Below are 22,979 nucleotides of genomic sequence, written 5' to 3' on the forward strand. Positions count from 1 at the left end.
TTAATTTTTTTTGAACTAATCTTTTTGTAAAATTTTTAAAATGAAAAAAACAACTCTATTAATTCTTTTCGCTACTTTCATTTTTGGATGCAGTAAAGACCGGTTTAATAATGACAATCCTTATCTTCCAAATTACAATTTCTCTATAGATTTGAATACAAATTTGCCAACTTATGCTAGTTTAAAATTCACAGGAAATGCTGTAAAAGCTTATCCTTCAGGTCCTTCAAGAGGAATCATTGTATTTAATACTGGAAGCGGATTTAATGCTTATGATGGTGCATGTCCAAATCAGGATTTAACGACTTGCTCTACTTTAAACATTAGTGGATCCAATGCTAATTGCTCATGTGGAAGTGAAAACTACAATTTATTTACAGGACAATCTTCAGGACAATCCTATGATTTAAAAAAATATCGTGTTGAAGTAAATGGAGATGTGATAAGAGTTTACAACTAATAAAAAAACAGCCAAGTCGGAAAAATTCTATCTTGGCTTTTTTATTAAGAATTAGATTATCATTAAAAAGTTAATTTTGCACCGACTAAAAAGTTTCTTGTTGCTTGCGGAAAATATCCTGCACCTTCAATTGTTGTAATAGTTCCTGGATTTGAAAAATCATCATCATAAGTATAGAAATAGCCATTCGACTCATATTTATTATCCAAAACATTATTAATCAATCCTGAGAATAGAATTGATTTAAGTCCTTTGTTAATGGTCCACAGATAAGTAATATTCAAATCGTGTGCATTGTAAGCTTTTAATACAGATTTTTCCGTATCAATATTTCCCATATATTGTTTTCCAACGAATTTATTTAGGATTGTTAGATTCAAATTCTTTTTTGGCGAATAGGTTATTGCATTACCAATTACAAGATTTGGTGAAAAAGCAATATTAGTATTACCTAAGTTTTGAAGAACTCCATTACATTGAAAAAAGAAATCTTCGTTCTTGTTTTGACTTAAAGTCACATTAGGTTGAAGCGTAAACTTGCTTCCCAATTTTAAGGTAGATTCTAACTCCAATCCCAATCTGTAACTTGAACCACTATTTGTAAAAATTGGCGAACCTACATCATTCAAAGCCCCTGTTAAGACCAATTGATTTTTATATCGCATGTAAAAAGCATTTGCATTGACAAGCATTTTTTTGGAAGTATATTTCCAACCCAATTCAAAATCAAATAAGCGCTCCGATTTTGTGCTTCCGTTTTCATAATCGTCTCTTCTTGGTTCTTTATTTGCGATTCCAGCAAAAGTGTAAAAAGCATTTTTGCTGTTCAATTGATAATTTAAACCAACTTTTGGATTAAAAAATCTAAACGTATCATTTACATCATCAAATCGTACACTATTGGCTTCATAAAAAACCATTCTATATTGTAAATCTGCGAATAAGTTCAATTTTCCAAAAGTTTGTGATGCTTTTACATAGGCATTCACATCATCTTTGTTTCCAATATTATTGTAGTATCTATTTGAATTTGGAACATAATATTGTGTCCAAATGACTTCACCAAAATGCTTTCCTAAATATCGATTTGCAGCACCACCAAATAAAATATTTGTTTTATTTTTTTTGTAATTTAATGTAAATGTTGTTCCAAAAAAATCATTATCCAACCATCGTTTTCTAATTAAATCTGAAGTTGAATTTCCTTGAAAATCGGGTAAATAATAATCAGATAAAGTTTCGTCTTCTTTATATTGTTCAAAATATCCTTTACCAATTGTATAGTGAAGAGCAACATTAGAAGACCAATTTTCTGACCAATTTTCTGACCAATGCAACTGAAAATGATTTTGCCAATAGTTATCGGTTTCGTTATCGTGAAAAAGCATTGTTCCATCAGCGTCAAAATACATTCCTGCTGGATTGAAAGTTCTATCGTTTTTTAATTTATCCAAATCTTCAATTCCATACCATGCTTGATAGGTTTTTTCTTTTCCTCCAAAAAACAATGCCTTAATTTGAGTTGATTTATAAATATAATTGGCATTGAAAAAATAACCAAACATATTGGTAGCAGCTCTATCGACATAACCATCAGAAGCGATTTGAGAAATTCTTCCGTTAAATTCAAAATTATCGTGTAAACCTGTTCCGAAAGCTAATGTGTGTTTTCTTGTGTTGAAACTTCCAACAGAATTAGCAATTTCTGCATAAGATTTTTCTTGAAAAGATTTGGTTTGCATGTTCAAACTTGCTCCAAAAGCACCAGCACCATTTGTAGATGTTCCAACTCCTCGTTGCAATTGAATACTTTGCAGTGAAGATGCAAAATCAGGTAGATTTACAAAAAATGTCCCTTGGCTTTCGCTGTCATTGAATGGAACTCCGTTTAAAGTGACATTGATTCTAGAACCATCTGTTCCTCTTACTCTCATGTAAGTGTAACCAATTCCGTTTCCAGCATCGGTTGTTGAGACTACAGAAGGTAAATAATTAAGTAGCACCGGAATGTCTTGCCCAAGATTTCTAGGAGCAATTTCTTCTTTGCTTACATTGGTAAAAGTAACTGGATTGTTTTTTTGGGCTCGAACTCCTGCAATTAAAACTTCATCAAGAGTTGTAACTTTTGTTGTGTCCTTGGGTTTCTCTTGACTGACAGAGAAAAAAGAAAATAGAGAAAAGAAAATAGACAGCGAAACATTTCGAGTCTTTGTGCCTTTGTGGCAAATTTGTTTGACTCGAGCTTTTGGCGAACTGAGCGTAGCTAATAAAATTTCCATTCGTAAAATAAATTATACGAATAAAAAGAGGTAATTATTCTTTTGGATTAAAAAATTAATTAGTTGTTTCCTATGACATTTTTGTAGCGTACACACCACAAAATAATCTGTCATTTTTCCCTTAGCAGCATTACCTGCCCAGGTTCATTGGGTATAATCTCAGCTTTCATTAATAAATTAATAATTGCACCCCTTTTGAGACATTACAAAGGTAAGTCAATATAAATGACAATTGCAATATCAAAATTCAATTTCGATCAAAAAGTTTTACAACTCTGGTTTTTTTCTGTTTTGTTTTATTTCAGAATTTGTGGATTTTTCTTTTAATCGTTTTTCGATCACTGATTTGGGAATTTTTGTGACTTTTCTGGGTTTTGGTACGATTAATGATTTTTCTATAATTTCAAAAAATCTTTTTGTTACAATTGCTTTGTTTTTTAATTGACTTCTGTCTTCGTCGCAATTTAGAATTAGAATTCCTTCTGTAGTTAATTTAGATTTTAATTTCTTTTGAGATAATTCTTTTTCTTCTTCAGAAAGTGATTGTGAATTGGTTAAATCAAATGTCAAAACCACTTTAGACGAAACTTTATTTACGTTTTGTCCGCCAGCACCTGAACTTCTTACTGCTTTATAGGTAAGTTCTGAAATGATTTTCTCCTTATCCATTAGTTGATTGATGAGCAGGTTTTAATAAGTCGTTTACGGTTTTTACTGGATTGAAAGTAATAAGTGGCACTTCAACAAAAATTGTCAACCATTTTGCCATTGCTCCATTCCAAAGTCCCGGTAGTTCGAATGCTCTTAATGATTTTCCTTTGTTGTTTTTTTCAACAATAAAGCCTGAATTTTTATCTATGAACTTCATTAAATCAAATTTTTGTCCATTGTAATCTTTTATTCCACAAACAAGGTCAACTGGATTAAAATGTGTAGCGCTTTCAAAGATTTCTTTTTGCCTTGTATCTTTCGAGTCAATCTGAGAAGATTCTATTATTTGTAAAAATGTCTTTCCTTTTTTATCGATTACCCAAAATGGTCCACCACCAGGTTCGCCTTCATTTTTAACCATTCCACAAACACGAATTGGACGGTTTAAAATCGTTTTTAAATGATCTACTTTACTTTCTTTGGTGAATTTTGAAAAATCATCTTTTATATCAATATTCAATTTTGATTTTATATAATTTACAATTTCATTCAAATCTTCGTTAGAAACATTTTCATAATTAAGCATTTTCATATACTTAAAAATAGTTTCTTGATATTGAATTAAAATTCCTGCCAAAGCTTTTTTATAAAGTGCTATTTCTTGAATATGATTTTGAATTACATTATCAATATTCTTAATAAAAATTACGTCTGCAATTAAGTTGTTCAAATTTTCAATCAATGCACCATGTCCGCCGGGTCTAAAAACAATATTGTCATTTTCATCTCTAAAAGGATTTCCTTCCAAATCAACTGCAATAACATCTGTAGCTTTATTTTGGTAAGAATATTTTACATTAATTTCTGTATTGGTTTGCTTTTCAATTCTAGGTTTTACTTCATTGATAATGGTTTCAAAATCATTTTGATGTTCCTCTGAAACCGTAAAATGAAGATTAGATTTTCCGTTTGAAGTAGTATAAAATGCACATTCATTTAAATGTTCTTCAATTGCTGTAGCAGTATGATTATCGTATTTATGAAAAGGTAAAACGCCTTTTGGTTTGTTTGAAAAATCAAACTGTTTTGGCGAAAGCATTGTTTTTATAAAACCAAAATCTTGCGTGTCTTTTTCCCAAGTTTCATATTCTGGCAATGAAGATTTAGCTGCCTCTAAAATTTCTTTGTAAAATGGAAGTTTTTCTTTGGCAACCAAAAAAATAGGTAAATTTTTATCCTTTTTTCTATTTATGTAGGCGTTTATACTTTCTTCACCCAGTTTAAATTCATTCAAAAATTCGTTTAAAAACTTAAACATTCTACTTGCTGCTCCAGAAGCTGGCACAAATTTTTTCAATTTGAGATTATTCTTCTTTTCATCAAAAAAATTTGAAAAATACTTAGCTTCGTCATCTGTTATTCTTAGAATTCCGTCATTAATTATGGCTGGTCGTTCCAAATTTATCTTTGGAATTCCGCTTTTTAAAATTTGAAATTGTTCTTCAATAATATCTAAATTAGTATTTCTCTGGTAAATTTTTATAAAGTCTAATGAGTTTAAACCTAATTCTTTTGCTTTTTGAAAATCTGAAATTATTTTGGTTGCTTTTTCGAGACGCTCTTCTTTAGTTCCCGATAATTTAATATATGGTTTTTTGAATTCAACCAAAGCTTGTTCAAAAATAGCAATTGATTCTTCCCTATCGTCTGGTTTATCTCTTAGATCGTCTTTTTCCCAAGGAACGTCAATGTCGGTAAGAAAAATCAAATCATATTTGTGTTTTTTGGCCGCTTTCTCAATTAGAGCATCGCAAGATTTGTAATAAATATCGGAAAACACTTTGGTAACCAAAACATTAGTGTCACAAAAAAGGATTTTATTAGCATTCTTCAGAGCGTTATTCTCAAGTTGTGTTTGTCCAATTGCAATTGGCATTAAATCTTCTTTAACACAAATTTCTTGTTTTAAATCCCATTTGTCCTGAAGGTAATCGCGTGCAAACTCTGGAATCCAATTGGTATTGAATTCTTCTGCAAGTTGCGATGCTAATGTGGTTTTCCCTGTCGATTCAGGTCCTACAAAAGCAATTTTTATTATTTCTGTATGTTCTTGTTTAAGATGTTCTTCCATTGAATGTATGCTAAAATAGCTAATATTGTGAAAATTAAATACTGTAATGACAACATACCTAAGCCTCTATGGGCAAATAAAGGAACAGCTATCAAATCACCAATAATCCACAAGGTCCAATTTTCTATTTTCTTTAAGGCCATGTACCACATAGCTGTAAAAAATATTCCTGATGTAAAAATATCAATATAATTAGGAATTTCAAGTTTATAATCGAAAAAAAGATATACTAAATAAGTAATTATCATTGTTAAAATGAATAATCCTACACCAATAATTTTCTCATTTCTTGAAGTTCTAGTGATTTCCAATTCGGGTTCATTGTCCTTAGAAGCCCATTTATACCAACCATAAATACTCATTATAGAATAGTAAAAATTCATAGTCATATCGCCAAAATATTTGGCTTGATACAACAAATAAACCGTAATAATTGTTGAGATTAATCCTGTTGGATACACCCAAATGTTTTCTTTTTTTGCAAAATAAACGCTCAAAATTCCAAATACAAATGCGAATGACTCCAATATAATTTGAAGGGATGTGGCGTTTTTATATTGTGATATTAAAAAGTCTAGCATGTAATTAACGGTTGTTGATTTCCAAAGCTTGATTATAAATTAAAAAAATCAGTGTCATTTTCAAATGCAGTGCCGATTACAACTAAATCTGCACCTGTATTGTAAGCATTTTCGATTTCTTGTTTGGAACGAATGCCTCCACCAACGATTAAAGGAACGTTTATATTTTGCGAAACTAATGTAATCATTTCTTTGGGAACGGATAATTTTGCTCCACTTCCAGCTTCGAGATAAATTAATTTATTCCCGATAAATTCGCCTGCTTGTGCGGTTTGCAATGCGTATTCGTGGTTGTTTCTATCTAATGGTTTGGTTTGACTTACTCTTTCAACAGCCGTTTCATTTCCACTTTCTATTAAAATATATCCTGTTGAAATAACTTCTAAATTTGTTTTCTTAATAATTGGGACAGCATTTACTTGGTGTTCAATTAAATAATCTGGATTTCTGCCTGATAATAAAGTTAAAAATAAAATTCCGTCGGCTTTATCTGAAATTTGTGATGGATTTCCGGGAAACAATAAAAATGGTAAGTTGATTTTTGATTTTAATTCGATAATCAATTCATCTAAATGTGTTCCATCAAAGGAACTTCCACCGACAAAAATATGTGTTGCTGGTGAATGGTTTATTTTTTGAATCAAATCCGAAAGGTTTTCAACCGCTAACTTATCTGGATCGAAAAGAATGGCAAGGAGTTTTTCACCTTTAGCTTTTGAATTTAATATTTGTTGGTATATTGACATTTTTTTGAACACAGATTTTAGAAATTTAAGAAATCTATTTTACATCTTCAAAGGCGCAAACAAAGATATAATCTTCTACGGAATCGAATTGAATTTGGAACTTTTCTTCTTTATTATTAAATATTAGTTTTGCTGTTGCTTTTTTATCTTCAAAAGAAAAATCTTCTTCAAAAATATGGTTTAGAAAACTTATTCCTTCTTCGTTTTTGATTTTGAAAATACTTTCTTTAATTCCCCAAACGACCGTTGCTTTTTTGATTTTTTCTTGTTCGGATAGATTTTTTAAATGCGAAACATCCATATATCTTGGTGCAATTCGGAGTGTTTTTTCTTTTAATCGTTCAAAATCTAATCCAACTTTTGAATCACTAATTGCGATAGCGGAAAAATCATTGGAATGAGAAATCGAAATTTCGACATCTTTAATACTACAACCTTGCGGCTTTAAATGCGGTTTTCCGAATTCATCATAAAATAAATCGAAATCCGAATAATCATTGTGTTGTAACAACATTCGAACAGCCAAAAATCCTTTTTGATGACTTTCAGATTTCATACTTTCCAATCGTGCTAAAGATGAATCTTTCAATTTTACTTGACTGAAAAGCATATCAAAATCTTCTGTAATCTTCCAAAGATACAGTTTAGTATTGTTAGACAAATAGACTACTTTAAGTAATGGCATTTAGTATTTTGTTGTTTTTCAAAAGATTAAACATTTAAACATTTCACAAATTTTAAAATAAATTATTAAAATCAAAACCTATGTTGTAATTTTGCACCAAATTTTAAAAACACAAATATACATAATAGATGAGTACACAAACATTACCATTTGTAGCTTACAAAGTTAAGGACATTAACCTTGCAGCTTGGGGAAGAAAAGAAATTGAATTGGCTGAAGCTGAAATGCCAGGATTAATGGCGTTGAGAGCTGAGTATGGTGCAACTCAACCTTTAAAAGGTGCAAGAATTGCAGGATGTCTTCACATGACTATTCAAACTGCTGTTTTAATTGAAACTTTAATTGCTCTTGGTGCCGAAGTTACTTGGTCATCTTGTAACATTTTCTCAACTCAAGATCAAGCTGCTGCTGCTATTGCTGCTGCTGGAATTCAAGTTTATGCTTGGAAAGGTCTTGACGAAGAGTCGTTTGACTGGTGTATTGAGCAAACTTTATTCTTTGGTGAAGATAGAAAACCATTGAACATGATTCTTGATGATGGTGGTGATTTAACAAATATGGTTTTTGACCGTTACCCAGAATTAATTCCTGGAATTAAAGGTTTATCAGAAGAAACTACAACTGGTGTTCACCGTTTGTATGAAAGAATGAAAAACGGAACTTTGTTCATGCCGGCAATTAACGTAAATGATTCGGTTACTAAATCGAAATTTGACAACAAATACGGTTGTAAAGAATCGGCTGTTGATGCTGTAAGAAGAGCAACAGATATTATGTTAGCTGGAAAAAGAGTTGTTGTTTGTGGGTATGGAGACGTTGGAAAAGGAACTGCGGCTTCTTTCCGTGGTGCTGGTTCAATTGTAACTGTAACTGAAATTGATCCAATTTGTGCTTTACAAGCTGCAATGGACGGATTCGAAGTAAAAAAATTAAACACAGTTATTGCTAATGCTGATATTATCATCACAACTACAGGAAATAAAGATATCGTTCTTGGTTCTCACTTTGAGCAAATGAAAGACAAAACTATCGTTTGTAACATTGGTCACTTCGATAACGAAATTGATATGGCTTGGTTAAACAAAAACCATGGTGTGTCTAAAGTTGAAATCAAACCACAAGTTGATAAATATACTATCGCTGGAAAAGATATTCTTATCTTAGCTGAAGGTCGTTTAGTAAACTTAGGTTGTGCAACTGGTCACCCAAGTTTTGTAATGAGTAATTCCTTTACAAACCAAACGTTAGCTCAAATTGAATTATGGACTAACAGCGCAGCTTACAAAAATGAAGTTTATATGTTACCTAAACATTTAGATGAAAAAGTTGCTGCTTTACACCTTGCAAAGTTAGGAGTTGAATTGGAAACTTTACGTCAAGACCAAGCAGATTACATAGGTGTTGAAGTTCAAGGACCATTCAAACCTGAGTATTACAGATATTAATTGATTGAAGATTGTTGAATAACGATTTTTGATTTAAGAATTAAACCCCGATTTCAATTGAAGTCGGGGTTTTTTGTTGATTTTATAAATGTGTTTACTATGTAATATTATTTTTAAAATATGTAACTTATTTTAGTAGGAAAGAGTGAATTTTACAAACTAGTTTATCTCTGATTTTAAAGAAAATGAGATAATAACTTTTAATGAAATATTAAATACTAAAAAAAATGTCACAAAAAAACAAAAAACAGTTTGGTGTTTGGATGGATACGCATAACGCTACAATTATTGGAAGAGAAGATGTTGATACAGGCGAATTTGTGGTGCTAGATCACGTTACAAATAATGGTCCCGATAAAAACACTAGTGAAAATGCCGAGAATAATCAGGAGATTACTTTAACGCAAAAGTTCTTTAAGGAAATTGCTATGAAAATGCCGAATATTGACCAAATTCATATTACCGGAACTGGACAAATTCAGGAGCAATTTATGAAGTTTCTAGCCGATACAGCGCAATATAAAAACGTTGAATCGTCTGATAGTACTTCTACTAAAATGAGTGATGACGATACTGTTGCTTGTTTTGAGGAGTATTTCAAATAGGATTTACTTAATAAAATTTAAACCCCGATTTCAATTGAAGTCGGGGTTTTTGTTTGGAATAGAAACTTACTTTATTTCTAATATCGTTCTTCTAGGATAGAGAATTTCTGTTGAATCACTTTTACTACTTGAAAAGTAAATTTTCTTTTTTGAATTATAATAATGGATTGTTTCAAATGGATTCTTCAATGGATTTGGTCCAATGATTGAAGTTGTTCCTGATTTTATTATTAAAGAATAAGATAGACTGTCTATTTTTTTAATTTTACTTTTATGTATAAAATTAAGCGATTCTGTTTTTCTGAGATTAAATAAACTTACCTCTTTTCTTGATATTTTCCGTTCACTATATCGTAATGAATCAAAGTTGATTTTTATTTTAGATTTCACAAACACTTCAACATCTTTATTTGTATTATTTTCTACAAATAAAACATAAGGTGTATCACATGAAATACAACAAATAAATATCAAAATCGAAAAAAATTTAATAAAAACTACTTTCATAAATATTTTTTTACCAAATAAAACTACAACGTCTCCTTCAACCATTTATAAAATTCACTTTGCCATACTTGAGCGTTTTGTGGTTTTAGCACCCAGTGGTTTTCGTCTGGGAATAATAAAAATCTACTTTTAATTCCGCGTAATTGTGCAGCTTGGAAGGCTTCTTGTCCTTGTCCTATTGGCACACGGTAATCTTTTCCTCCTTGAATAATTAATATTGGAGTATTCCATTTATCAACCATATTGATTGGGTTAAACTTGGCATAAGTTTTTTGTGCTACAGCGTTGTCTTTTTCCCAATATGCGCCACCATGATCCCAATTGTTGAAGAATACTTCTTCGGTTGTGCCGTACATGCTTTCTAAATTGAAAACACCACAATGCGAAATAAATGTTTTAAATCTGTTGTTGTGAATTCCTGCTAAGTAAAACACAGAATAGCCACCATAACTTGCTCCAACAGCACCAAGTCTTGATTTGTCAACATAACTTTCTTTAGCCACATCATCAATTGCAGAAAGATAATCGTCCATTACTTGTCCGCCCCAATCTTTAGAGATTTGTTCGTTCCATTCTTGTCCATGACCGTACATTCCACGACGGTTTGGAGCAACTACAACATAACCTTGTGAAGCCATCAAAGAGAAATTCCAACGGAAAGAATAACTTTGAGTCAATGGCGATTGTGGTCCGCCTTGGCAATATAAAAGTGTTGGATATTTTTTATTTTTATCAAAATTTGGAGGTAAAATTACCCAAACCAACATTTTCTTTCCGTCGGTTGTGGTAACATATCTTCTTTCGTATTTTGGTAAAACTAGTTTGCTGTAAGTTTCATCATTGATTTTAGTCAATTGCAACCAAGTTTTTTTCTTTAAATTATATGAAAACACCTCAGCTGCATGATTCATATCGGTTCTTGTAACGATTACATTATCGCCAGAGAACGCCACAATATCCGATACATCGAAATCACCATTAGTAACCTGAGTAACCATAAGAGCAATTTTGGTTAAACCTGGAAAATTTACTTCAAATAATTGTTTGGTTCCGTCAACAGCAGCAACAAAATATACTTTTTTACCATCGGCGCTCCATGAGTAATTATCTACACTTCCGTCCCAATTGGCTGTAAGATTCAAGTCCACTCCTTTGAAACGAACGATGATGTCATTTTTATCGGCTTCATATCCGTCTCGTTTCATTTGCAACCAAGTTAGATTTCCTGTTGGAGAAAACGTTGGATTGGTATCATATCCTTTGTTTGCTTCTGTTAAATTTCTGGTAGTTTTTGTTTCTAAATTGTACTCATACAAATCAGTATTTGTAGAAATAGCATATTCTGTTCCGAATTTCTTTTTAGAAACATAAATAATGCTTTTTGAATCTGGTGACCAAATGAAATCTTCATCACCACCGTGAGGTTTTTGGGGTGAATCGTAAGGTTCATTTGGCATAATATCAATTAGTGTAGCACTTTCTTTATTTTCAGCATAAAAGACGTGGTTGTGACTTCCATCGTTATAAGTATCCCAATGGCGATAATCTAACGAGTTGTATACTTGTGCATTTGATTTATCAAGGTTTGGATAAATATCTTTACCTAAAACTTTGTTGATTTTTACTTCTTGAGAAGACAAAATGTATTTCCCATCTGGAGAAACATTTTTATTGTAAACTAAATCTTTAGTGTCATTTACTTCGGTTGCATTTCCTCCATTTACTGGAATGGTATAAAATTTAGAATTCGATTTATTTTCCTCTACTGATGGAATGACAACTTTATAAACTACCGATTTTCCATCTTTTGAAATTCCTAAAACAGAAACTCTTCCTAATTTCCAAAGTAATTCTGGAGATAAAACTTGTTGCGCTGATGCTGCTATACTCATTGTACTAACGATTATAAAAAATATTTTCTTCATTTTATTGTGAATTTAGATTTCTCTGAATTTATTTCAGAGTTCAGTATCTTTGAATACTGAAATAATTTATTTAATGATTCGTTAAAAGTAATTATTAATTTTATGAGAAAGAATATTTGATTAAAAAAAATTATTTTTATAGAAATTTTAGAAAATGAAATTAAGTTATTGGGAAATAAAAAATTGGTTTTCAAATATTGATTTAACTGTCGTAGGCAGTGGAATTGTAGGTTTACATTGCGCTTTAAATCTTCGTGAACGATTTCCAAAAAGTAAGATTTTAATTCTTGAAAAGGGGATTCTTCCTCAAGGTGCAAGTACAAAAAATGCCGGATTTGCTTGTTTTGGTAGTCTATCAGAAATTATTGACGACTTAAAATCCCATTCAGAAGAAGAAGTCATTCAATTGATTCAAAAACGTTGGAATGGATTGCAACTTTTAAGAAAACGACTTGGTGATGAAGCCATTGATTTCAAACCCTATGGAGGTTATGAATTATTTTTGAAAGGAGATGAAAACACTTATAATGAATGTTTACAAAAATTACCATTTATAAATGATGTCATAAAACCACTTTTTAAATCAGACGTTTTTTCTAAAGAATTTGATCGATTCAATTTTCAAAATATACATGAATATTCTATTTTCAATCCTTATGAAGGTCAGATTGATACCGGAAGTATGATGCAAGCACTTATTAAGGAAGCCATTTCTAAAGAAATTTTAATTCTGAATCAAGCCATAGTTACTTCACATATTGAAAAAAATAATTCTGTAGAAATTGTTGTAAATGATTATTCATTTGAAACTAAAAAATTACTTTTTGCAACAAATGGATTTGCATCGCAATTAACAAATAATGCAGTAAAACCTGCAAGGGCACAAGTTTTAATAACGGAGCCAATTCCTAATTTAGACATTCGCGGTACTTTTCATTTAGATAAAGGTTATTATTATTTTAGAAATTTTGAAGATAGAATTCTACTTGGTGGCGGGAGGAATTTAGATTTTGATGGAGAAACTACAACCGATTTATCTCAAACAGAAAAAATTCAAAATCGATTGGAAGAGTTATTAAAAAATGTAATTTTACCAAATCAAGAATTTCAAATCGCACATCGTTGGAGTGGAATTATGGGAATTGGCTCACACAAAAACCCAATTGTTTCTCAACTTTCTGAAAATGTTTATTGTGGTGTTCGTCTTGGCGGAATGGGTGTGGCAATTGGAAGTTTAATAGGACAAGAATTAGCAGAATTAATATAAAATGGCAACAAAAAAGAACACTTCAAAATCTACAAACAAAACCTTCTTTCAAAAGCTTAAAACATTTCTCTGGAAATCTATGCTTTGGTTTTTTGGAATATCCATTTTATTGGTTGTTCTTTTTAAATGGATTCCTGTTCCTTTCACTCCATTAATGATTACAAGAGCAATTGAACAAAAAATAGATGGGCAAGAAATGACTTGCAGTCATGATTGGGTTCCTTTAGAGGATATTTCTATTAATCTTCAAAAAGCTGTGATTGCAAGTGAAGATGGTAACTTTTTAAAACACAATGGTTTTGATTTTAAAGCGATGCAAAAAGCTTTTAAAAACAATAATCGTGGAAAAAAACTTAAAGGAGGAAGCACCATTTCACAACAAACCGCAAAAAATGTATTTCTGTGGCAAGGTAGAAGTTATATCAGAAAAGGTTTGGAAGCATATTTCACATTTTTGATTGAAATTGTATGGGGAAAAGAACGTATCATGGAAGTTTACCTAAACTCAATAGAAATGGGCAAAGGTGTTTATGGTGCAGAAGCTGCAGCCGAACATTGGTACAGAACAGACGCAAAAAACTTAACTAAAATTCAAGCCGCTGGAATTGCAGCCATTTTACCAAATCCAAGAAAATATAAAGCCACGAATTCTTCTTCTTACATTGAAAAAAGAAAAGGGAAAATTGTAAGGGTAATGAATCATGTTGGTAAACTAGAGTACTAAAAAAAGCTTCCAATAAATGGAAGCTTTTTAATTTATTGAAATAACGATTTATAATGTGTCCAATATTTATAAATTAAAATTCCATTTAAAATGGCCACTAATAGTGCTCCTCCTATCCCATTCACATCTAAAAACAAATGAAATAATAGAATGTTAATTGATATTGGCGCTAATAATGTTAATGCAAAAGCAACCCATTTTTTCATAAGAAGTAAAGCTCCAATAACAATTTCTAATACGCCAACAGTTTTCAACACGTAACCAGTTGAGCCAAGAGAAGTCATAAAACTATTTGCTTGATCTGGTAATTCTGGTAAGGGAATGAAGCCAAGAAACTTATTCGTACCAAATAAAACAAGTATAATTCCTAACAGTATTCTAACAATTTTTGTAAACATTGAATTCATAAATATTTATTTTATTGGTTAGTAATATGGTAAAAATATAATTAATTTTTTATATAATAAATATTTTAAAACTTAATTTTTTAAACATTTCTGTATTTGATGTGTTTTTAGTATCTTCATTGTAACTTTTTGTTTAAATAATTATCTAATAGTAATAATCTTAAAAATTGAAATTATGCAAGCTCACGAAATAGATTACCAAATTTTTGGTGAAGAAATGCAATATGTAGAAATAGAACTCGATCCGCAAGAAATTGTCGTTGCAGAAGCTGGAAGTTTTATGATGATGGACAACGGAATCAAGATGGAAACTATCTTTGGCGATGGTTCAGGTCAAGATCAAGGTGGTGTTTTTGGAAAATTACTTTCTGCAGGAAAAAGAGTTTTGACTGGCGAAAGTCTTTTTATGACGGCATATTTAAATCAGAACAATGCTAAAAGTAAAGTTTGTTTTGCTTCTCCATATCCCGGGAAAATTATTCCGATAGATTTACGACAATTTCAAGGAAAATTCATTTGTCAAAAAGATGCTTTTTTATGTGCTGCAAAAGGTGTTTCTGTTGGAATTGAATTTTCTAAAAAACTTGGCCGTGGTCTTTTTGGTGGTGAAGGTTTTATTATGCAAAAACTAGAAGGAGACGGAATGGCTTTTGTACATTCGGGCGGAACTTTAGCAAAAAGAGAATTAGCTGCTGGAGAAATTTTAAAAGTTGATACAGGTTGCATTGTAGGATTTACAAAAGATGTTGACTACGATATTGAATTTATCGGCGGAATTAAAAATACGATTTTCGGAGGAGAAGGAATGTTTTACGCAACACTTCGTGGACCTGGAACAGTTTATATTCAGTCATTGCCTTTTAGTCGTCTTGCCGATAGAATTATTGCTTCAGCACCTAGAGCTGGAGGAAGTTCTAAAGAAGAAGGAAGTTTGCTTGGCGGAATTGGCAGATTATTAGACGGAGATAATCGATTTTAAAAAAATTAAACCAGACAGATTTACAAGTCTGTCTGGTTTATAAATCTATATATTAAAATTGATTCCTAAAACAATATTTCTTCCAATATTAGGAATTCCATCTGTTTTTAGTCTTGATAAATGAGACACGTAATTTCTATCAAAAATATTATTTGCATTCAAATTAATTTCAAAAATGGTTTTACCTAGTGTGACTTTTCCACCAAAACCAATATTTAATAATGTATAATCATTAGTCATTGTTTCAAATTGACTTGGATTATTTTGACGTAAAGTATATTCAACATTTAAAACAGCAAAACCATCTTTAAAATATTTGGATGATTTAAACTCTGTCTTTAAAGCATTGTTCCATCTGTTAGCAGGAATCAATGGTAAATTATCGCCATTTTGTCTTTTCCCAGTAACACTTTCAAAACTACTTGTTACGTGCAACCAATCTAAAGGATGTGGATGAAAATGAATTCCGGCTTCACCACCAAACAAGTTAGCATTAGCTTGAACGTAATCATAAACATCGTTTCCATCAATTAAAGTTCCGTTAGGTGAAATAAAAATATAATTATTGATGTGATTATAAAATCCATTTACAAACAATTCAAAGTGCGGATTTCTATATTCTAAATTCAAATCCGTTTGAAAATTTTGTTCGTTTTCTAAATTTGAGTTTCCAATTTCGTAGCGATTGCTTCCTTCATGAACACCGTTGGAAGTTAATTCAGCCAAATTTGGCGCTCTAAATCCAGAAGCTACATTTAATCTTAAAATAACATTTTCTTTCAAATTAGTTTTGAATCCTAAAGAAGAATTAAAACTTTGAAACTTCTTATCAATGGCTGCAAAATAACCTTCATCACCTTCTGTTCCATTAGTTTCAGATGTTATATTTCTGTTGTCAAATCTAACTCCAGCTTGAATTACATTTTTATTCCATTCATAATTTATAGTTCCAAAAACGCCAAAATCAGTAGTTGTAGCATCCGGAATTAACAATTCTTCACCAGAATTTTTGTTGGTTTGATGCATTCCTTGCGTTCCAATTATAGATTCAAATTTTCCGAATTTTGGTAAATAATATTTCACATTATAATTCAACGTTTTCAATTTCATTTGTAAAATTGCAACATCACTATCTTCATATTCACTTCTGTCGTTATTGATGTAACCCAAATCGGCATCCAACTTAGAGTTTTTGAAAAATATTGTATTATTTAAACTCAATATCTGACTTATAACACCTTGACTAGGAAACTCTGGTTTTTTTGAATTCGATTGTTCTGCAATGCCTTCCTCAGGAATTCCAAGTGATAACTTATTGTAATTATACCTAAAAGTTGTTGCGAAATTGGAATTGGAATACCCTAAACCTGATTTAAAATCCAATTCGTTGTATCTTGTATTGGTAACTTTATCACCATCTGCAATTTTATAATCTGCATGTCTGTTATTACTTATGCGAGTAGAAAACTTTAAATCTTCGCCAGATAATTTATATCCAAGCGAAGTATTAGTTCCGTTTGTATTTGAAAAATATTTTTGATTAAAATTTAATTGTGAAGTATTGGGTTTACCAAATTTTTCTGGATTAAAATATAAAACACCACCAATAGCATCAGAACCATACAACAACGAAGCTGGTCCTTTGATGACCTCAACACTTTCTACACCAGCATCGTTCAAGCCCAATCCATGCTCTTCTCCAAATTGTTGGTTTTCCATACGCACACCTTGAGAATAAACTAAAACTCTATTTCCACTTAAACCTCGAATTACAGGTTTTCCAATAGAAGTTCCTGTAGAAATTTGAGATACTCCAGGAATTGTTGCTAAACCTTCAATCAATGTAGAAGTTCCTTTTTGTTGAAGTGATTTCACCGATTGGTGCTCAACCTTCATTACATTCTGAGATTGTAATTTGTTGAATGCTGTAGAAACAATAACCTCATCCATTTGGTGAATAGTTTCTTCAAGAGTTACATCTATTCTAATTTCTTTTTGGTTGACAGAAAATGGTTTTGACTGAGTTTCATATCCAATAAATGAAAAAACAATCCTGAAATTTCCTGATGGTAAGTTGCTAAAAAAATATTTTCCGTTTTCATCAGATATTGTTTCCTTGTGAAGCTCAGGAATAGAAATATTCACTGCAGAAATTGGAAAGTTTTGTTTGTCAGATACAACTCCAACGACTTTGTTTTGCGCACTGGCAAATATAGAACACCCTAAAAATAGGGCTATAAAAAATGATTTCATGTAAAATGATTTTATTGTTAATAGAATATAATCCGAATGTTTTTCGGATAAATAATGGCTAAACAATAAAACTCGGTGGTGCTCGAAGCGCAAAAAGACTTCCTCTAAAGGATTGGGTTATTTCTCTGGAATAGAAATAAGAATAATAAACAGGAATCTCAACTTTCTTGAAATTAAAAGTATAAAAATCTGATTTTATGGAAGTACTAAAAGTAAACTCACAAACAAAACAATGGTCAGAATCGTGATGACTATGACTTATTTCAGTCTTGTTAACAGCGTATTTGTGATTACAATGTTTTTCTGAAAGTGCAACTTCTATGTGGTGATAAGAATGCAACGATTGTAACAATATTGCTAACAATATTGCCAAACCAAAAAACAAACTAACTACAGAGTATTTTCCTTTCATTAGGGCAAATATATACTAGTAACAATGAAAAACCACTTGAATTAACAAATTTTAAGATTTGTAAACTCAAATGGTTTGTATACTTGAATTTAATTAAACTAATTTATTAGCAACTAAATATTCTGCAATTTGAATAGTATTTGTTGCAGCTCCTTTTCTTAAATTATCAGCTACAATCCACATGTTTAAGGAATTTGGCTGACTTTCATCGCGACGAATTCTACCTACAAAAACCTCATCTTTCCCTTGAGCAAACAAAGGCATTGGATAAGTGTAAGTATCAGTATTATCTTGAACAACAACTCCATCGGTGTGATGAAGAATATCTCTGATTTCGCTTACATTAAAATCGTTTGCGAATTCAATATTCACTGCTTCGCTATGTCCACCAACAATTGGCACACGAATAGCTGTTGCTGTAACGGCAATCGTTTTATCACCAATAATTTTCTGAGTTTCACGAACCAATTTCATTTCTTCTTTAGTGTAACCGTTTTCTTCAAAACTATCACATTGAGGAATTGCATTTCTGTGAATTGGATATTTATAAGCCATTTCACCTTGAATTCCAGCATACTCATTTTCTAATTGTTGCACTGCTTTTACACCTGTTCCTGTAATAGATTGATAAGTAGAAACAATAACACGTTTGATTTTATATTTTTTATGTAAAGGTGCTAAAACCAAAACCATTTGAATTGTTGAACAGTTTGGATTAGCAATAATTTTATCTTCTTTAGTTAATTCAGACGCATTGATTTCTGGAACTATTAATTTTTTAGTTGGATCCATTCTCCAAGCTGATGAGTTGTCGATAACCGTTGTTCCTACTTCGGCAAATTTTGGAGCCCATTCTAAAGAAGTTTCACCTCCAGCAGAAAACAAAGCAATATCAGGACGCATTTCTACAGCAGTTTGCAAACCAACTACTTTATATTTCGTTCCTTTAAACTCAATTTCTTTACCAACAGATTTCTCTGAAGCAACAGGAATTAACTCAGTTACAGGAAAATTTCTCTCTGCTAAAACTTGAAGCATTACTTCGCCAACCATTCCGGTTGCACCAACTACAGCAACTCTCATATAAATATATTTAAATTTTAATAAAAATTTGGAAGTACAAAAGTAGGTAGAAATTAAATTAAAAATTATGAATTAATAATTAAAATTTTTAAATTGAATTTGATTATTTTTGAAACACAGATTTGAGAAAATTTTGAAGTTGAAATTGTTTTTTGAAGTTGAAGTTGTTTTTTGAAAAAGAAAAACCGCCTCAATTAAGAAGCGGTTTGGTTAGAATATATACTGTAGCGGTTTATTATTTTTTCAATAAATCTCTAATTTGAGTAAGCAATTCTTCTTGAGATGGTCCTGCTGGAGCTGGAGCTTCAACTGGTTTTTTCATTTTGTTGTATGCTTTAATAATCATAAACATTACAAAACCGATTACCACTAAACTTACTAAAGTGTTAATCCATGCACCATATCTCAATGCATTTTCTGGGCTTGTTACAACTCCAGCTGCATCTTTAACTTCTGGAGATAACACATACTTTAAAGCAGAAAAATCAACTCCTCCAGTTAACATTCCTACTAAAGGCATTGCGATATCTGCAACAAATCCGTTTACAACAGCACCAACAGCGCCTGCCATAATCACACCGACAGCAAATTCAATAACATTTCCTGTCATTATAAAATTCTTAAACTCTTTTAACATAATTGATTAGTTTTTAAGGTTATATTTTTGTTTTGAGTTTCAAAGATAAATAAAATTTTAACATAATATTTAACATTTTGTAGAATTATTACTACTCTCTATAAAAAACTCGCTTCACTCTTTGTGAAATACTTGTCATAATTTCATACGGAATTGTTCCTAGTTGTTTTGCCATAAAACTTACTGTTGGATTGTCTCCAAAAATAGTGACTTCAGCTCCTTCTTTGCATTCAATATCCGAAATATCAACCATTAGCATATCCATGCAAACACTTCCTAAAATCGGTGCTTTTTTATTTTTTATGGTTACATAACCTACTCCATTGCCCCAATGTCTTGAAATTCCATCAGCATATCCAATTGGTATCGTTGCTACTTTTGTGGTTTTGGTTGCCATAAATCTTCGGCTGTAACCAACGCTTTCTCCTTCTTCAATAGTTCTGATTTGAGAAATTATAGACTTTAATGTACCAACATTTTCTAATAATTTTTGTTCCTCTTCATCGTTGGAAACTCCATAAAGTCCAATTCCTAATCGAACCATATCGAATTGTGCCTGAGAATAATTAGAAATTCCTGAGGTATTCAAAATATGACGAATCGGATTTATTTGTAATTCTGAAATTAATTTGGAAGATAATTTTTCAAATAACTTAATTTGCGAAAGTGTAAAGTCAACAAACATCCTATCATCACTTGCTGACAAATGTGATAAGATACTTTTTACCTCAACCGTTTTGTTGTCTTTTAGTTTGGCAATTAATTCATCAATCGTTTCTTCTTCAAATCCCAATCGATGCATTCCGGTGTCCAATTTTATATGTATTGGGAAATGCTTCAACTTTTTTTGTTCCGCAATTTTCAAAAAAGCATTCAATCCTTTTATCGAATAAATTTCGGGTTCCAATTGATGTTGGATAATCGCAGAAAAACTGGTGTTTTCAGGATTCAAAACCATAATCGGCAAGTCAATTCCTGCATTTTTTAGCGAAATCCCTTCGTCGGCGAAAGCCACACCGAGATAATCTACTTTATGATGCGACAGCAATTTGGCAATTTCATAACCACCATTTCCATATCCAAAAGCTTTTACCATAACCATCAATTTGGTCTTTGGACTTAATTTGGATTTAAAATAATTCAAGTTATGACTAATGGCATTCAGATTGATTTCTAAAACTGTTTCATGTGTTTTCTCTTCCAATAAAGAAACGATTTCTTCGAAGTGAAAATGACGTGCACCTTTTATCAAAATAGTCTCATTTTCAAATGAAATGGTATCGATATTTTGAATAAATTTTTCGGTTGTTTCAAATGCGATACAATTTGGAAACTTATTTTTAAACGTTGAAATTGTTGCTCCAATAGCAATAACACGATTTATTTTGTTGGAAACAATTAAATGAGAAACTTTAGAATACAATTCTTCCAAAACCAATCCTGATTGAAAAATATCCGACAGAATTAAAGTTTTCTTTTTGTATTGTTTCTGACTTTCAAGAAAATCTAATGCTATTTTTAACGATTGATAATCAGAACTATAGCTATCATCAATAAGTGTTGTATTGTTGCTTCCGTTTTTAACTTTCAAACGCATTTCAACTGGATAAAGCAACTGCATACGATTTTGAATAGTATCTTGATCGTATTTGAAATACAAAAGCACCATCAAACATTGAATAGCATTTTCAATAGACGCTTGATCGTTGAACGGAATTGTTATTTTAAAACAAAGTTTATGGTAAGTTATTTTGAGTTCCGTTTGATCTGAATATTCTTTTGCAATCACAAAAACATCTGCTTTTCCATCCTCAGAACTCCAAGAAAATGTATTTATTTTTGGATTTAAAAAAGCTTCAATGGTTTTATTTTTATTCATAATCAAAACTTCAACCGAGGTAAAAAGTTTTAGTTTTTCTTTGATTTTTTCCCCAATATCATGAAAACCTTCATCGTGAGCCGAACCAATATTAGATAAAATTCCGATGGTTGGTTGGATAATTTTCTGAAGATTTTCCATCTCATTTATGGTAGAAATTCCAGCTTCAAAAATTCCAAGATTGTGTTTTTCATTGATCCCTAAAACCGAAAGTGGCACTCCAACTTGGGAATTATAACTTTTAGGAGAACGAATAATATTATAATCCGGACTTAACAAAAAGTTCAACCATTCTTTGATGATGGTCTTTCCGTTACTTCCTGTAACTCCTATTATTGGAAAATCGAAATTGCTTCTATAGGCTGATGCAAAATTTTGAAGTGCTTCTAGCGTATTTTCAACCAATAAAAAATTGGCTTTGTTTTCAAATTCTTTTGGAACATGATTAACCACAAAATTAGAAACACCAATTGAAATTAAATTAGAAATATAATTATGTCCGTCGTGATTTGGACCAACAATAGCGAAAAATAAAGTGCTTTCAGAATTTTGAAGCGAACGACTATCAATAGAAACCGAATCGATTACAGCTATTTCATTAACGCCAACAAATTGTGCTTTAATGATTGGGATGATATTTCTTATGGAAAGTGTCAATTTAGACTATGGATTTGTGTCTTCCGACAAATGTTCAGCATCTTTTACTTCCATATTTTCGCGCATCGCTTTGTAGTAAGCAGCTCTACTTAATGGTTCGTATTCTTCCGTTTCACCAAGCAAAACTAGATTATCACTATCTGCTTTTCTGAAACTATAATGTGCTAAGTTTCCTGTACGCGTGCACACAGCATGAACTTTAGTAACATATTCAGCGGTTGCCATCAGCGCAGGCATTGGTCCGAAAGGATTTCCTTTAAAATCCATATCCAAACCAGCAACGATAACGCGAATTCCTGAATTGGCTAAATCGTTACAAATTTTTACAATTTCATCATCAAAAAACTGTGCTTCGTCAATACCAACCACATCGCAACCTTGTGCCAAAATTGCAATATTAGCCGCAGCAGGAACAGGCGTTGAGCGAATTTCGTTTTTATTGTGAGAAACCACCATTTCTTCATCATATCGAGTATCGATGGCAGGTTTGAAAATCTCCACTTTTTGCTTTGCAAATTGCGCTCTTTTGAGTCTTCTGATGAGTTCTTCGGTCTTTCCTGAGAACATCGAACCGCAGATTACTTCAATCCAACCAAATTGTTCTTTATGATTTACTGTATTTTCGAGAAACATTTTGTATTTTTAGACCTTAAAAAAGGAATTGTT

General features: G+C 31.4%; 21 protein-coding genes. 6 read left to right on the forward strand and 15 right to left on the reverse strand.

Annotation, left to right across the window (positions count from 1 at the left end):
* The first annotated feature begins 40 nt into the window (after positions 1–40).
* Positions 41–460, forward strand: coding sequence for a Rieske (2Fe-2S) protein (locus ABD771_RS12470; RefSeq protein ID WP_345095068.1), 420 nt, complete (start codon positions 41–43; stop codon positions 458–460).
* 62 nt (positions 461–522) lie between these two features.
* Here ABD771_RS12470 and ABD771_RS12475 read toward each other — a convergent pair whose 3' ends face one another.
* The 6 genes from ABD771_RS12475 to ABD771_RS12500 all read right to left on the reverse strand — a co-directional run bounded on the left by ABD771_RS12475 (position 523) and on the right by ABD771_RS12500 (position 7,533).
* Positions 523–2,739 carry a TonB-dependent receptor gene (locus ABD771_RS12475; protein ID WP_345095070.1) on the reverse strand — a complete coding sequence of 739 codons (2,217 nt, stop codon included), beginning with the start codon at positions 2,737–2,739 and terminating at the stop codon, positions 523–525.
* A 267-nt stretch (positions 2,740–3,006) separates the two neighbouring features.
* Entirely contained in the window at positions 3,007–3,408 is a 402-nt protein-coding gene (gene arfB, locus ABD771_RS12480; RefSeq protein ID WP_345095072.1) for an alternative ribosome rescue aminoacyl-tRNA hydrolase ArfB, read from the reverse strand.
* Positions 3,401–5,521: a DUF4301 family protein gene (locus tag ABD771_RS12485; protein ID WP_345095074.1), complete on the reverse strand. Its 2,121-nt coding sequence runs from the start codon at positions 5,519–5,521 to the stop codon at positions 3,401–3,403. The genes arfB and ABD771_RS12485 overlap by 8 nt, the downstream gene beginning before the upstream one ends.
* Positions 5,485–6,102, reverse strand: a complete 618-nt coding sequence (gene pnuC / locus ABD771_RS12490) for a nicotinamide riboside transporter PnuC (protein WP_345095075.1) — start codon at positions 6,100–6,102, stop codon at positions 5,485–5,487. Before pnuC ends, ABD771_RS12485 begins: the two co-directional genes overlap by 37 nt.
* A gap of 32 nt (positions 6,103–6,134) precedes the next feature.
* Positions 6,135–6,848, reverse strand: a complete 714-nt coding sequence (locus ABD771_RS12495) for a phosphoglycerol geranylgeranyltransferase (protein WP_345095077.1) — start codon at positions 6,846–6,848, stop codon at positions 6,135–6,137.
* A gap of 34 nt (positions 6,849–6,882) precedes the next feature.
* Positions 6,883–7,533 (reverse strand): 4'-phosphopantetheinyl transferase family protein, encoded by a 651-nt coding sequence (locus ABD771_RS12500; RefSeq protein WP_345095078.1) that lies wholly within the window; start codon positions 7,531–7,533, stop codon positions 6,883–6,885.
* Between the two features lie 128 nt (positions 7,534–7,661).
* Between ABD771_RS12500 and ahcY the strand changes: the two genes are divergently transcribed.
* Both ahcY and ABD771_RS12510 read left to right on the forward strand, forming a co-directional pair.
* Positions 7,662–8,978 carry an adenosylhomocysteinase gene (gene ahcY / locus ABD771_RS12505; RefSeq protein ID WP_345095079.1) on the forward strand — a complete coding sequence of 439 codons (1,317 nt, stop codon included), beginning with the start codon at positions 7,662–7,664 and terminating at the stop codon, positions 8,976–8,978.
* A 227-nt stretch (positions 8,979–9,205) separates the two neighbouring features.
* Entirely contained in the window at positions 9,206–9,583 is a 378-nt protein-coding gene (locus ABD771_RS12510; protein WP_345095080.1) for a hypothetical protein, read from the forward strand.
* A 66-nt stretch (positions 9,584–9,649) separates the two neighbouring features.
* On the opposite strand, the gene ABD771_RS12515 is transcribed toward ABD771_RS12510, so the two are convergent.
* The gene (locus ABD771_RS12515; protein WP_345095081.1) at positions 9,650–10,090 is read right to left on the reverse strand and encodes a hypothetical protein; all 441 of its coding nucleotides are present in this window, start codon (positions 10,088–10,090) and stop codon (positions 9,650–9,652) included.
* A gap of 23 nt (positions 10,091–10,113) precedes the next feature.
* Entirely contained in the window at positions 10,114–12,015 is a 1,902-nt protein-coding gene (locus ABD771_RS12520; RefSeq protein WP_345095082.1) for a S9 family peptidase, read from the reverse strand.
* 154 nt (positions 12,016–12,169) lie between these two features.
* On the opposite strand from ABD771_RS12520, the gene ABD771_RS12525 reads away from it, so the two are divergent.
* Positions 12,170–13,282 carry an NAD(P)/FAD-dependent oxidoreductase gene (locus ABD771_RS12525; protein ID WP_345095083.1) on the forward strand — a complete coding sequence of 371 codons (1,113 nt, stop codon included), beginning with the start codon at positions 12,170–12,172 and terminating at the stop codon, positions 13,280–13,282.
* 1 nt (position 13,283) lies between these two features.
* Positions 13,284–14,006 carry a monofunctional biosynthetic peptidoglycan transglycosylase gene (gene mtgA / locus ABD771_RS12530; protein WP_345095085.1) on the forward strand — a complete coding sequence of 241 codons (723 nt, stop codon included), beginning with the start codon at positions 13,284–13,286 and terminating at the stop codon, positions 14,004–14,006.
* Between the two features lie 32 nt (positions 14,007–14,038).
* Here the strand turns inward: mtgA and ABD771_RS12535 are convergent, their stop codons facing one another.
* Complete coding sequence (locus tag ABD771_RS12535; protein WP_345095086.1) at positions 14,039–14,413, reverse strand: DoxX protein; 375 nt, start codon at positions 14,411–14,413, stop codon at positions 14,039–14,041.
* Positions 14,414–14,588: 175 nt separating this feature from the next.
* Here ABD771_RS12535 and ABD771_RS12540 point away from each other — a divergent pair, with 175 nt between their 5' ends.
* The gene (locus ABD771_RS12540; RefSeq protein ID WP_345095087.1) at positions 14,589–15,392 is read left to right on the forward strand and encodes a TIGR00266 family protein; all 804 of its coding nucleotides are present in this window, start codon (positions 14,589–14,591) and stop codon (positions 15,390–15,392) included.
* A gap of 45 nt (positions 15,393–15,437) precedes the next feature.
* On the opposite strand, the gene ABD771_RS12545 is transcribed toward ABD771_RS12540, so the two are convergent.
* The 6 genes from ABD771_RS12545 to ABD771_RS12570 form a co-directional block, all read right to left on the reverse strand.
* Positions 15,438–17,645: a TonB-dependent receptor gene (locus tag ABD771_RS12545; protein WP_345095088.1), complete on the reverse strand. Its 2,208-nt coding sequence runs from the start codon at positions 17,643–17,645 to the stop codon at positions 15,438–15,440.
* A 58-nt stretch (positions 17,646–17,703) separates the two neighbouring features.
* Positions 17,704–18,057 (reverse strand): hypothetical protein, encoded by a 354-nt coding sequence (locus ABD771_RS12550; RefSeq protein ID WP_345095089.1) that lies wholly within the window; start codon positions 18,055–18,057, stop codon positions 17,704–17,706.
* A 93-nt stretch (positions 18,058–18,150) separates the two neighbouring features.
* The gene (locus ABD771_RS12555) at positions 18,151–19,140 is read right to left on the reverse strand and encodes an aspartate-semialdehyde dehydrogenase (protein ID WP_345095090.1); all 990 of its coding nucleotides are present in this window, start codon (positions 19,138–19,140) and stop codon (positions 18,151–18,153) included.
* A gap of 235 nt (positions 19,141–19,375) precedes the next feature.
* A complete protein-coding gene (mscL, locus tag ABD771_RS12560) occupies positions 19,376–19,777 on the reverse strand; it encodes a large conductance mechanosensitive channel protein MscL (RefSeq protein ID WP_345095091.1) in 402 nt (133 codons plus the stop codon).
* 91 nt (positions 19,778–19,868) lie between these two features.
* On the reverse strand, positions 19,869–22,313 hold the full coding sequence (locus ABD771_RS12565) for a bifunctional UDP-N-acetylmuramoyl-tripeptide:D-alanyl-D-alanine ligase/alanine racemase (protein ID WP_345095092.1): 2,445 nt from the start codon (positions 22,311–22,313) through the stop codon (positions 19,869–19,871).
* Positions 22,314–22,319: 6 nt separating this feature from the next.
* On the reverse strand, positions 22,320–22,946 hold the full coding sequence (locus tag ABD771_RS12570) for a thymidine kinase (protein ID WP_298116606.1): 627 nt from the start codon (positions 22,944–22,946) through the stop codon (positions 22,320–22,322).
* Positions 22,947–22,979 lie beyond the last annotated feature (33 nt).

The organism is Flavobacterium chungnamense (assembly GCF_039539165.1).
GTDB lineage: Bacteria > Bacteroidota > Bacteroidia > Flavobacteriales > Flavobacteriaceae > Flavobacterium > Flavobacterium chungnamense.